The organism is Streptomyces maremycinicus, from assembly GCF_001184025.1.
GTDB lineage: Bacteria > Actinomycetota > Actinomycetes > Streptomycetales > Streptomycetaceae > Streptomyces > Streptomyces maremycinicus.
Map to the genome: position 1 here is coordinate 69,946 of NZ_BBYG01000021.1, position 12,862 is coordinate 82,807.

Annotated in this window: 10 protein-coding genes; all 10 read left to right on the forward strand. The window is 70.0% G+C overall.

Annotation, left to right across the window (positions count from 1 at the left end; translation table 11 throughout):
* Positions 1-210: 210 nt before the first annotated feature.
* On the forward strand, positions 211-2,307 hold the full coding sequence (uvrC, locus tag AOQ37_RS32195; RefSeq protein ID WP_062649651.1) for an excinuclease ABC subunit UvrC: 2,097 nt from the start codon (positions 211-213) through the stop codon (positions 2,305-2,307).
* The gene (gene rapZ, locus AOQ37_RS32200) at positions 2,304-3,371 is read left to right on the forward strand and encodes an RNase adapter RapZ (protein ID WP_062649653.1); all 1,068 of its coding nucleotides are present in this window, start codon (positions 2,304-2,306) and stop codon (positions 3,369-3,371) included. Before uvrC ends, rapZ begins: the two co-directional genes overlap by 4 nt.
* The gene (locus tag AOQ37_RS32205) at positions 3,368-4,435 is read left to right on the forward strand and encodes a gluconeogenesis factor YvcK family protein (protein ID WP_062649655.1); all 1,068 of its coding nucleotides are present in this window, start codon (positions 3,368-3,370) and stop codon (positions 4,433-4,435) included. The genes rapZ and AOQ37_RS32205 overlap by 4 nt, the downstream gene beginning before the upstream one ends.
* Positions 4,426-5,415 (forward strand): DNA-binding protein WhiA, encoded by a 990-nt coding sequence (gene whiA, locus AOQ37_RS32210; RefSeq protein ID WP_062649657.1) that lies wholly within the window; start codon positions 4,426-4,428, stop codon positions 5,413-5,415. Before AOQ37_RS32205 ends, whiA begins: the two co-directional genes overlap by 10 nt.
* Positions 5,416-5,559: 144 nt before the next feature.
* Entirely contained in the window at positions 5,560-8,514 is a 2,955-nt protein-coding gene (locus AOQ37_RS32215) for a M14 family metallopeptidase (RefSeq protein ID WP_062649659.1), read from the forward strand.
* Between the two features lie 228 nt (positions 8,515-8,742).
* Complete coding sequence (gene gap, locus AOQ37_RS32220; RefSeq protein ID WP_057580303.1) at positions 8,743-9,753, forward strand: type I glyceraldehyde-3-phosphate dehydrogenase; 1,011 nt, start codon at positions 8,743-8,745, stop codon at positions 9,751-9,753.
* Positions 9,754-9,908: 155 nt separating this feature from the next.
* The gene (locus AOQ37_RS32225) at positions 9,909-11,120 is read left to right on the forward strand and encodes a phosphoglycerate kinase (RefSeq protein WP_062649661.1); all 1,212 of its coding nucleotides are present in this window, start codon (positions 9,909-9,911) and stop codon (positions 11,118-11,120) included.
* A gap of 6 nt (positions 11,121-11,126) precedes the next feature.
* Positions 11,127-11,903, forward strand: coding sequence for a triose-phosphate isomerase (tpiA, locus tag AOQ37_RS32230; RefSeq protein ID WP_057599382.1), 777 nt, complete (start codon positions 11,127-11,129; stop codon positions 11,901-11,903).
* 127 nt (positions 11,904-12,030) lie between these two features.
* The gene (gene secG, locus AOQ37_RS32235; RefSeq protein WP_020131907.1) at positions 12,031-12,261 is read left to right on the forward strand and encodes a preprotein translocase subunit SecG; all 231 of its coding nucleotides are present in this window, start codon (positions 12,031-12,033) and stop codon (positions 12,259-12,261) included.
* A 211-nt stretch (positions 12,262-12,472) separates the two neighbouring features.
* Positions 12,473-12,808 carry an RNA polymerase-binding protein RbpA gene (locus AOQ37_RS32240; RefSeq protein WP_078077905.1) on the forward strand — a complete coding sequence of 112 codons (336 nt, stop codon included), beginning with the start codon at positions 12,473-12,475 and terminating at the stop codon, positions 12,806-12,808.
* Positions 12,809-12,862: the final 54 nt, after the last annotated feature.

Sequence of the window (12,862 nt, forward strand, 5' to 3'; positions counted from 1 at the left end):
TAGGGCGGCCCTCAGGGCCCGAGTCCCCCCGCATTGAAGCGTGTTGACCTAGTCCCGACAACACCTGATGCCCGAGTGGCACGTGCGTGTGGCCGAGTCGATGCCTCCGGGTCCGGGCCCCTGCGCCCCGCTCGTCCACAGCCCGCTCGGACACCCGGCCGTCGTCCACAGCCCGCCGGAGTGTCACCCCGCGCCAGTAGGGTGTGAGACATGGCCGACCCCTCCAGCTACCGCCCCAAGCCGGGACAGATCCCGGACTCCCCCGGGGTGTACCGCTTCCGCGACGAGCACCGCCGGGTGATCTACGTCGGAAAGGCGAAGAGCCTGCGTCAGCGCCTGGCGAACTACTTCCAGGACCTGTCCGGGCTCCACCCGCGCACCCGCACCATGGTGACCACGGCCGCCTCGGTGGAGTGGACCGTGGTGTCCACGGAGGTGGAGGCGCTCCAGCTGGAGTACTCCTGGATCAAGGAGTACGACCCCCGGTTCAACGTCAAGTACCGCGACGACAAGAGCTATCCCTACCTCGCGGTGACGATGAACGAGGAGTTCCCGCGCGTCCAGGTGATGCGCGGCCACAAGAAGAAGGGCGTCAGGTATTTCGGGCCGTACGCGCACGCGTGGGCGATCCGGGACACCGTCGACCTGCTGCTGCGGGTCTTCCCCGTGCGCACCTGCTCGGCCGGCGTCTTCAAGAACGCCGCCCGCACCGGCCGGCCCTGTCTGCTCGGCTACATCGGCAAGTGCTCCGCGCCGTGCGTCGGCCGGATCTCCGCCGAGGAGCACGGCGAACTCGCCGAGGAGTTCTGCGACTTCATGGGGGGCCGCACCGGCACCTACCTCCGCCGGCTGGAGAAGCAGATGACGGAGGCGGCCGAGGAGATGGAGTACGAGCGGGCCGCCCGCCTGCGGGACGACATCGAGGCCCTGAAGAAGGCCATGGAGAAGAACGCGGTCGTGCTCGCGGACGCGACCGACGCCGACCTGATCGCGGTCGCCGAGGACGAGCTGGAGGCGGCCGTCCAGATCTTCCACGTCCGCGGCGGACGGGTGCGCGGCCAGCGCGGCTGGGTGACCGACAAGGTCGAGGACGTCACGACCGGCGCCCTCGTCGAGCACGCCCTCCAGCAGCTGTACGGCGAGGAGCGGGGCGACTCCGTCCCCAAGGAGGTCCTGGTCCCCGCCCTGCCCGAGCCCGTCGAACCCGTCCAGCTGTGGCTGACCGAGCGCCGGGGGTCCAACGTGTCGCTGCGCATCCCGCAGCGGGGCGACAAGAAGGCGCTGATGGAGACGGTCGAGCGCAACGCGCAGCAGGCGCTCGTGCTGCACAAGACCAGGCGCGCCTCCGACCTGACCACGCGCTCGCGCGCCCTGGAGGAGATCGCCGAGGCGCTCGACCTGGACAGTGCGCCGCTGCGGATCGAGTGCTACGACATCTCGCACCTCCAGGGCGACGACGTGGTGGCCTCCATGGTCGTCTTCGAGGACGGCCTCCAGCGCAAGAGCGAGTACCGCCGCTTCCAGATCAAGGGCTTCGAGGGCCAGGACGACGTCCGCTCCATGCACGAGGTGATCACCCGGCGCTTCCGGCGCTACATCGCCGAGAAGGAGCGGACGGGGGAGTGGAGCGACGGCGAGAACCCGCTCGACGGCACCGACGGGACGGCCCTCACCGACGCCACCGAAGCACCCCTGACCAGCAGCCTCAAGGACGACGACGGCCGCCCCAAGCGGTTCGCCTACCCGCCTCAGCTCGTCGTCGTCGACGGCGGACAGCCACAGGTCGCGGCGGCCAAGCGGGCGCTGGACGAGCTGGGTATCGACGACATCGCCGTCTGCGGCCTCGCCAAGCGCCTGGAAGAGGTCTGGGTGCCGGACGACGACGACCCGGTCGTCCTGCCCCGCAGCAGCGAAGGTCTCTATCTGCTCCAGCGCGTCCGCGACGAGGCCCACCGCTTCGCCATCACCTACCAGCGCACCAAGCGGGCCAAGCGCTTCCGGGCCGGCCCCCTGGACGAGGTGCCCGGCCTCGGCGAGACCCGCAAGCAGGCGCTGATCAAGCATTTCGGCTCGGTGAAGCGGCTGCGGGCCGCGACGATCGAGCAGATCTGCGAGGTTCCCGGCATAGGCCGCAAGACGGCCGAGACCATCGCCGCGGCCCTCGCCCGGGCGGCATCGCCCGCCCCCGCCGTGAACACGGCGACCGGAGAGATCATTGATGACGAGGAACCCGGTACGACGGCGGGTTCCCCCGGAGATCCCGTGACGGCGGGCGCCCCGGAAGAACGACGGGGGCAGGAGACATGACCGAGCACGACGCACACCCCACGGCGGAGCCGGAACAGGCGCCCACTACTGTGCCCACAGCCGCGCCCCAGCGGGGACCCAGGGAACCGGGCGAGGATTCCACCGCGCACCCCGCGGTCCCCGACAGCCCTCAGCAAGCAGCACGCCAGGAAGACGGAGCACAGGTGAGTACGGACGTCACGCCGCCAGGGATCCCCGACGCGGCCATCCCCGAGCTGGTGATCATCTCCGGCATGTCCGGGGCCGGCCGCTCGACGGCAGCCAAGTGTCTGGAGGACCTCGGCTGGTTCGTCGTCGACAACCTCCCGCCCGCCCTGATCCCCACCATGGTGGAGCTGGGCGCCCGTTCCCAGGGCAACGTGGCGCGGATCGCGGTCGTCGTCGACGTCCGCGGCCGGCGCTTCTTCGACAACCTCCGCGAGTCCCTCGCCGACCTCGAGGCGAAGGGCGTCACCCGGCGGATCGTCTTCCTGGAGTCCTCCGACGACGCCCTGGTACGTCGCTTCGAGTCCGTGCGCCGTCCGCACCCCCTCCAGGGCGACGGCCGCATCGTCGACGGCATCGACGCCGAGCGCGAACTGCTGCGCGAGCTGCGCGGGGACGCCGACCTGGTGATCGACACCTCCAGCCTCAACGTCCACGAGCTGCGCGCCAAGATGGACGCCCAGTTCGCCGGTGACGAGGAGCCCGAGCTGCGGGCCACCGTGATGTCCTTCGGCTTCAAGTACGGCCTGCCGGTCGACGCCGACCTGGTCGTGGACATGCGCTTCCTGCCCAACCCGCACTGGGTTCCGGAGCTGCGCCCCTACACCGGTCTCAACGAGGAGGTGTCGGCGTACGTCCTCAACCAGCCCGGCGCCAAGGAGTTCCTCGACCGGTACGCCGAGCTCCTCCAGCTGGTCGCCGCGGGCTACCGCCGGGAGGGCAAGCGCTATGTGACCATCGCGGTCGGCTGTACGGGCGGCAAGCACCGCTCGGTGGCCATGTCGGAGAAGCTCGCCGCGCGTCTCGCGGCCGAGGGCGTGGAGACGGTGGTCGTGCACCGGGACATGGGACGGGAATGACAGGACGCTCTCCACGGCTCGGCCGGCTGCGCAGGAGCCCGTCCGACGGGCGTGTGGTCCGGCCGGTCGAGGCACGCGGCGGCAAACCGCGCCGCCGCGGCACCCAGCCCAAGGTCGTCGCCCTCGGCGGCGGCATGGGACTGTCCGCCTCGCTCACCGCGCTGCGCCGCATCACCGGCGACCTCACGGGCGTCGTCACGGTGGCCGACGACGGCGGGTCCAGCGGACGGCTGCGTGAGGAGCTGGGCGTCCTGCCGCCCGGTGACCTGCGCAAGGCGCTGGCCGCGCTGTGCGGTGACGACGACTGGGGCCAGACCTGGTCCCGGGTCATCCAGCACCGGTTCCAGTCGCAGGGCGAGATCAACGGCCACGCCGTGGGCAATCTGCTGATCGTCGCCCTGTGGGAACAGCTCGGCGATCACGTCATGGCCCTGGACCTGGTCGGCAAGCTGCTGGGCGCGCACGGGCGGGTGCTGCCCATGTCCGCCGTACCGCTGGAGCTCCAGGCGCTGGTCAAGGGCCACGACCCGGAGCGGCCGGACGACGTGGACACCGTGCGGGGACAGGCCACGGTGGCGCTGACGCCCGGCGAGGTGCAGTCCGTGCACCTGGTGCCGAACGACCCGCCGGCCGTCCCGGAGGCGGTCGACGCCGTCCTGGACGCCGACTGGGTGGTGCTCGGGCCCGGCTCCTGGTTCTCCTCGGTCATGCCGCACCTGCTGGTGCCGGATCTGCTGGACGCCCTCATGGAGACGAAGGCGCGCCGGGTGCTCTCCCTGAACCTCGCACCGCAGCCCGGAGAAACCGACGGCTTCTCCCCGCAGCGTCATTTGGAGGTTTTGGGACGACACGCCCCTAAACTCGCCCTGGACGTGGTGCTGGCCGATGTGGCCGCCGTGCCCGACCGCGACTCGCTGACCGACGCCGCCACACGGTTCGGGGCCGCGGTCGAGCTGGCGCCGGTGGCCCGGCCCGACGGAACCCCGAGGCACGACCCGGAGCTGTTGGCCGCCGCGTACGACCGTATTTTTCGGATGCATGGAAGGATCGGCCCATGGCGATGACGGCAGCGGTGAAGGACGAGATCTCCCGGCTCCCCGTCACCCGGACCTGTTGCAGAAAGGCGGAGGTCTCCGCCATCCTGCGGTTCGCCGGCGGCCTCCACCTGGTGAGCGGGCGGATTGTGATCGAGGCGGAGCTGGACACGGCGATGGCGGCCCGCCGGCTCAAGCGGGACATCCTGGAGATCTTCGGCCACAGCTCGGAGCTGATCGTGATGGCCCCGGGCGGTCTGCGCCGCGGCTCGCGCTATGTGGTGCGGGTGGTCGCGGGCGGTGACCAGCTGGCCCGGCAGACGGGTCTGGTCGACGGCCGTGGCCGCCCGATCCGGGGTCTGCCCCCGCAGGTGGTCTCCGGCGCGACCTGTGACGCGGAGGCGGCCTGGCGCGGGGCCTTCCTGGCGCACGGCTCACTGACCGAGCCCGGCCGCTCGTCCTCCCTGGAGGTGACCTGCCCGGGCCCGGAGGCCGCGCTCGCGCTGGTCGGCGCCGCCCGCCGGCTGTCCATCGCCGCGAAGGCCCGCGAGGTGCGCGGGGTCGACCGGGTCGTGGTCCGCGACGGCGACGCGATCGGCGCGCTGCTCACCCGGCTGGGCGCGCACGAGTCGGTGCTGGCCTGGGAGGAGCGCCGGATGCGCCGCGAGGTGCGGGCCACGGCGAACCGGCTCGCGAACTTCGACGACGCCAACCTGCGCCGCTCGGCGCGTGCGGCCGTCGCCGCCGGGGCCCGTGTCCAGCGCGCCCTGGAGATCCTGGGCGACGAGGTGCCCGAGCACCTCGCGGCGGCCGGCCGGCTGCGGATGGACCACAAGCAGGCCTCCCTGGAGGAGCTGGGCGCGCTCGCCGACCCGCCGCTGACGAAGGACGCGGTCGCCGGACGGATCCGCCGGCTGCTGGCGATGGCCGACAAGCGGGCCTCCGACCTCGGCATCGCGGGCACGGACGCCAACCTCAGCGACGAGCTGGCCGACAACCTGGTCGGCTGATCACCCCTCAGAACGCCGGTGGGGTCGCCCGATCGGGCGACCCCACCGGCGTTTGCGTGGCTTTGAGGCGCTCTTGACTGGATCATGAACTGTCATGAGCCTGGCAGAGTTCGCTGCTGGGGCGGACTCACGCTAGGGGGGTTCATGAGACGAAGAGCGAGATCGATCCTCGCTGTCGGCGCGCTGCTGCTCGGTGGAGCGGCACTCGCACCCATCGCCCAGGCACAGCCCGGCACCACACCGAAACCCGACGCGGACGAGGTCAAGGTCTTCCGCGCGGAGGTCACCAAGCAGCAGGTACCCCTGCTGCTGGCGGCCGGCCAGGACGGTCACGAACTCAGCGAGCAGGCGCCCGAGAAGGGCACCGCGACGGTCGAGGTCTACCTCACCGACAAGCAGGCGAAGAAGCTGGGGAAGCAGGGCGTCGCCCTCACCGAGCACACACTTTCGGCCAAGGCGGAGAGCAGGGTCGAGGCCGCCGCCGACGGGGTGTTCCGGCCGTACAGCGGCAGCGGCGGGCTCAAGGAGGAGATCCTCCGCACCGCTCAGCAGAACCCCGGCCTCACCAAGGTCGTCTCCATCGGCAAGACGGTGAAGGGCCAGGACATCCTCGCGCTCAAACTGAGCAAGGACGCGAAGAAGTCCAAGGACGGCTCCAAGCCCTCGGTCCTGTACATGTCCAACCAGCACGCGCGGGAGTGGATCACCCCGGAGATGACCCGGCGGCTGATGCACCACTACCTGGACAACTACAAGAGCGACCGGCGCGTCAAGAAGATCGTCGACTCCAGCGAGCTGTGGTTCGTCCTGTCGGCCAACCCCGACGGCTACGACTACACCTTCGAGAACACCGACAACCGCCTCTGGCGCAAGAACCTGCGGGACGTCAACGGTGACGGCGCGATCTCCACCGGCGACGGCGTCGACCTCAACCGCAACTTCCCCTACAAGTGGGGCTACGACGACGAGGGTTCGTCCCCGAACCCCACCAGCCAGACCTACCGCGGCGCGAGCCCCGGCTCCGAGCCCGAGACCAAGGCGCTCGACGCCTTCGAGAAGCGGATCGGGTTCACGTTCGGCATCAACTACCACTCCGCCGCCGAGCTGCTGCTCTACGGCGTCGGCTGGCAGGTCGCCACCGACACCCCGGACGACGTCGTCTACAAGGCGCTCGCAGGCACCCCCGAAAACTCCGCGGTCCCGGGCTACCACCCGCAGGTCTCCTCGGAGTTGTACACGACCAACGGCGAGGCCGACGGGCACGCGGCGAACGTCAACGGCACGGCGATGTTCACCCCCGAGATGTCGACGTGCCAGACCGCGTCGGCCATCGACCCGGACGACCAGTGGAACGCCTCCGACTGCCAGTCGGTCTTCAACTTCCCCGACGACGAGAAGCTGATCCAGGACGAGTTCGCCAAGAACGTCCCGTTCGCGCTGTCCGTCGCCGAGTCCGCCGCGCAGCCCGACCAGCCGAAGTCCTCGGTCGGCCTGTCCGCCGCCGACTTCACCCCGGCGCCGTTCACCACCTCGTACGCGCGCGGCGCCGGCCAGGAGGTCTCCGTCGTCGCACGCAAGGCGATCCGCGACAAGGAGCTCAAGTACCGCGTCAACGGCGGCCGTACCCGGGACCGGGCCCTCAAGGCATGGAAGGGCGGCGAGACGTACGGCGGTGACGACAACCTCTACTACGACGAGTACCGGGCCGAGGTGCGCGACGGCCGGCCTGGCGACAAGGTCGAGGTGTGGTTCACGGGCGGGACGAGGAACGGCAAGAAGGTCTCCAGCGCGCACTTCACCTACACGATCGCCGCGCGTCCCCAGGCCGACACCCTGGTCGTGGCCGAGGAAGGCGCGGCCGCCACACAGGCGCAGACCTACGTCGACGCGCTGAAGGCCAACGGCCGCAGGGCGATCGTCTGGGACGTCGCCACCCAGGGCGCGCCCGACGCGCTCGGCGTGCTGAGCCACTTCGGCACGGTCGTCCACTACACGGGCGCGAGCGTCCCGGGCAATCCGACCCAGCTCGCGCTGCGCGCCTTCCTCAACGAGGGCGGCAAGCTGATCGAGGCCGGCGAGCTGGCCGGCGGCAGCGTCGATCTCGGTGACGGCACCCCGTCGAACGACTTCAGCCAGTACTACCTGGGCGCCTACTCCCGCACCTCGACCCCCGGCGCCACCGGCTTCACCGGCTCCGGCGAGCTCGCCGGAACCGGCGCGGCCCTCGGCCCGGCGGCCGGCAACCCGCTCGACCGCGCGGGCACCTACGGCGTCACCTCGGACGAGCTGCCGTCCTCCGCGTTCCCGCAGTTCGCCAGCGCGGGCGCCGGCCAGTTCGCCGGGACGGTCAACCCGTACGGGCCGTTCACCGGCTCGTACATGGCCGCCGCCGTGCACACCGACGACGCCTACAAGCGCCTCACCCGCACCATCGACCTCGGCGGTGTCGGCGCGGCGAGCAAGCCGACCCTGCGCACCCAGCTGCTCTGGGACACCGAGCCCGGCTACGACAACGCGATCGTCGAGATCCACACCGTCGGCGCCGACGACTGGACGACGCTCCCCGAGGCGGGCGGCGCGAGCAGCACCGCCGTCCCCGCGGAGTGCGGCGGCGGCTTCTACATCGGCGAGCACCCGTGGCTGCGGCACTACCTCACCCTCGGTGCGGGCGACTGCACCGCGACCGGCTCCACCGGCTCCTGGAACGCCCTCACCGGCGCCTCCAGCGGCTGGCAGCAGGTGAACTTCGACCTGAGCGCCTACGCGGGCAAGCAGGTCGAGGTCTCGATCGCCTATGTCACCGACCCCGGCAGCGGCGGCCACGGCGTCCTCGTGGACGACGCCTCGCTGGTCGTCGGCGGCACCGCCACCGAGACCGAGGGCTTCGAGACCTCGCTCGGCGCCTGGCGGGCCGCGGGTCCGCCGGCGGGCAGCCCGGCCGTCCTGAAGGACTGGGCGCGCACCGGCACCCTGTTCCGGACGTACGGCGCGGTCACCACCGACGACACGGTGCTGCTGGGCTTCGGCCTGGAGCACGTCATCGCGGCGGCCGACCGGGTCGCGCTCATCGGAAAGGCGCTCGCCTCACTCGAGGGCTGAGGAACGGCTTCGACTCCGGGTGACAGTTCGTGACCGGATGGAGCGATCGGGCCTTCCGGTCCGGGCGGTCCGTACCCCTACTGGCGGGTACGGACCGCCCTGCCGTGTATGGGCGGAGTCGATGTCACTCCGACGGCCTCGGAGAGGTAGGGTCGTGGGTGGTCGGGGACATCCCAAATACAGCTCGCCGGCACCGCATAGCCGGCGTACCAACGAGGAGATCGGTTCGTGACGATCCGCGTAGGCATCAACGGCTTTGGCCGCATCGGTCGTAACTACTTCCGCGCGCTGCTGGAGCAGGGTGCTGACATCGAGATCGTGGCTGTCAACGACCTGGGTGACACCGCGACCACCGCGCATCTGCTCAAGTACGACACCATCCTCGGCCGTCTCAAGGCCGAGGTGTCGCACACCGCCGACACGATCACTGTCGACGGTCACACCATCAAGGTGCTGTCCGAGCGCAACCCGGCGGACATCCCGTGGGGCGACCTGGGCGTCGACATCGTGATCGAGTCGACCGGCATCTTCACCAAGAAGGCCGACGCCGAGAAGCACATCGCCGGCGGCGCCAAGAAGGTCCTGATCTCGGCTCCGGCCAAGGACGAGGACATCACCATCGTGATGGGCGTCAACCAGGACAAGTACGACGCGGCCAATCACCACGTCATCTCCAACGCCTCCTGCACCACCAACTGTGTGGCGCCGATGGCCAAGGTCCTCGACGAGAACTTCGGCATCGTCAAGGGTCTGATGACGACGGTCCACGCGTACACCAACGACCAGCGCATCCTGGACTTCCCGCACTCGGACCTGCGTCGCGCCCGCGCCGCCGCCGAGAACATCATCCCGACCACGACGGGTGCCGCCAAGGCCACCGCCCTGGTCCTCCCGCAGCTCAAGGGCAAGCTGGACGGCATCGCCATGCGCGTCCCGGTCCCGACCGGCTCCGCCACCGACCTGGTCGTGACGCTCCAGCGCGAGGTCACCAAGGACGAGGTCAACGCCGCGTTCAAGAAGGCCTCCGAGGACGGCGACCTCAAGGGCTACCTGGCCTACACCGAGGACCCGATCGTCTCCTCGGACATCGTCAGCGACCCGGCCTCCTGCACCTTCGACTCCTCCCTGACCATGGTCCAGGAGGGCAACTCGGTGAAGATCCTCGGCTGGTACGACAACGAGTGGGGCTACTCCAACCGCCTCGTCGACCTGACCGTCTTCGTCGGCAACCAGCTCTGATCGTAGGATCAGGCACCTCGATGTGAGTGCAGGGCTCGGGCGGCGCGGGGACGCGCCGCCCGAGCCCTGACGCACGTACGGATCAGCCTTCTTCACGGTCGCCGGCGATCACGAGCGATCACGAGCACCACGAGCCCTTCTCAGGAGCCCCCGTAATGAAGACGATCGACGAACTTCTCGCCGAAGGCGTCGCAGGCAAGCGGGTCTTCGTCCGCGCCGACCTCAATGTGCCGCTCGCCGGCGGCACCATCACCGACGACGGCCGTATCCGCGCCGTCCTGCCCACCGTGAAGGCCCTCGCGGACGCGGGCGCCAAGGTGGTCGTCGCCTCGCACCTGGGCCGCCCCAAGGGCGCGCCGGACCCGGACTTCTCCCTCGCCCCCGCCGCCGCCCGGCTCGGCGAACTCCTCGGCACGACCGTGGCCTTCGCGACCGACACGGTCGGCGAGTCCGCGCGGTCCACCGTCGCGGACCTCGCCGACGGCCGGGTCGCCGTGATCGAGAACCTGCGCTTCAACGCGGGCGAGACCAGCAAGGACGACGCCGAGCGCGGCGCCTTCGCCGACCGGCTCGCCGAACTCGCCGACCTCTACGTCGGTGACGGCTTCGGGGCGGTGCACCGCAAGCACGCCTCCGTCTACGACCTCCCGGCCCGGCTGCCGCACGCGGCCGGCTTCCTGATCGCCACCGAGGTCGGCGTCCTCAAGCAGCTCACCGAGGACGTCAAGCGGCCCTACGTCGTCGCCCTCGGCGGCTCCAAGGTCTCCGACAAGCTCGCCGTCATCGACCAGCTGCTCGGCAAGGCCGACCGCATCCTCATCGGCGGCGGCATGGCCTTCACCTTCCTCAAGGCGAAGGGGTACGAGATCGGTGCCTCCCTCGTCCAGGACGATCAGCTGCCCGTCGTCACCGAGTACGTCGAGCGCGCCGAGAAGAACGGCGTCGAGCTGGTCGTGCCCGTCGACGTCGTGGCCGCGGCCCGGTTCCCGGACCTGAAGACCAAGGCCCCGTCCGACCCCGTCACCGTCGCCGCGGACGCGATCCCCGCCGACCTGATGGGTCTCGACATCGGTCCCGAGACCGGTGCCCTGTACGCCTCGAAGCTCGCCGACGCCGGAACCGTCTTCTGGAACGGCCCCATGGGCGTCTTCGAGCACCCCGACTACGCCGAGGGCACCAAGGCGGTCGCCCAGGCCCTCATCGACTCCCCGGCCTTCACGGTCGTCGGCGGTGGCGACTCCGCCGCGGCCGTCCGCCTGCTGGGTTTCGACGAGAACGCATTCGGCCACATCTCGACCGGTGGTGGCGCCTCCCTCGAATACCTCGAGGGCAAGACGCTCCCCGGCCTCGCCGCACTGGAGGGCTGACCCCGTATGACCACTCGCACGCCGCTGATGGCGGGCAACTGGAAGATGAACCTCAACCACCTCGAGGCCATCGCCCACACCCAGAAGCTCGCCTTCGCCCTGGCCGACAAGGACTACGAGGCCGTCGAGGTCGCCGTCCTTCCGCCCTTCACCGACCTGCGCTCCGTGCAGACCCTGGTCGACGGCGACAAGCTGAAGATCAAGTACGGCGCCCAGGACATCTCGGCGCACGACTCCGGCGCCTACACCGGCGAGATCTCCGGTTCGATGCTGGCCAAGCTGAAGTGCACGTTCGTGGCGATCGGCCACTCCGAGCGCCGCCAGTACCACAACGAGACCGACGAACTGGTGAACGCCAAGGTCAAGGCCGCCTACAAGCACGGCCTGACCCCGATCCTGTGTGTCGGTGAGGAACTGGACGTCCGCGAGGCGGGCAACCACGTCTCCCACACCCTCACCCAGGTCGAGGGCGGTCTGAAGGACCTCCCGGCCGAGCAGGCCGAGACCATCGTGATCGCCTACGAGCCGGTCTGGGCCATCGGCACCGGCAAGGTCTGCGGTGCCGAGGACGCGCAGGAGGTCTGCGCCGCCATCCGCGGCAAGATCGCCGAGCTCTACACCCAGGAGCTGGCCGACAAGGTCCGCATCCAGTACGGCGGCTCCGTGAAGTCCGGCAACGTCGCCGAGATCATGGCGCAGGCCGACATCGACGGCGCGCTGGTCGGCGGTGCCTCGCTGGACGCCGACGAGTTCGTCAAGATCGTGCGCTTCCGCGACCAGTGATCCGAGCTGTGAGTATGCGGTAGCGGCGATCCGTCGTACCCTTGCGGGGGCATAGCGGTACTCGCTATGCCCCCGTCGTTCGTCCGAGTCGTTATCCGAATCCGAGGAAGTTGGTCCAGCCGTGGTTTTGGGGTTCTCGATCGCCCTGATCGTCTTCAGCCTGCTGCTGATGCTGCTGGTGCTGATGCACAAGGGGAAGGGCGGCGGCCTCTCCGACATGTTCGGTGGCGGCATGCAGTCCTCCGTCGGCGGCTCCTCGGTCGCCGAGCGCAACCTCGACCGCATCACCGTCGTCATCGGTCTGCTGTGGTTCGCCTGCATCATCGTTCTCGGCATCGTGATGAAGACGAACAGCTGATCAGCTTCGCACAGTCACGCACATTCCGGTACGTAAGGCCCCATGTTCGGTACGCGCAGCTGAGCGCGGCCTATCATGGGGCTTGCGTCTAGGTGTGGGAGCTGTAACTCCAATCACTGGACGCGCGTTGGGCCTTACGTAGACTGAGGCGCTCGCAGCGAAGCGAAACGCCGACTCGCTTTGCGGCACCATCACGCAGGGAGTTACGACCGTGGCAAGTGGCAACGCGATCCGAGGAAGCCGGGTCGGGGCGGGGCCGATGGGCGAGGCCGAGCGGGGCGAGTCCGCGCCGCGTCTGCGCATCTCCTTCTGGTGCTCCAACGGACACGAGACGGTGCCCAGCTTCGCCAGCGACGCGCAGGTTCCCGACACCTGGGACTGCCCGCGCTGCGGCTTTCCCGCGGGACAGGACCGGGACAACCCCCCGGACCCGCCGCGCACCGAGCCCTACAAGACCCACCTCGCCTATGTGCGGGAGCGCCGCAGTGACGCGGACGGCGAGGCGATCCTCGCCGAGGCGCTCGCCAAACTGCGGGGCGAGATCTGACGAACGAGAACCGGCCGGGTACCCGAGGGTGCCTGGCCGGAGATGTGTCGCGCA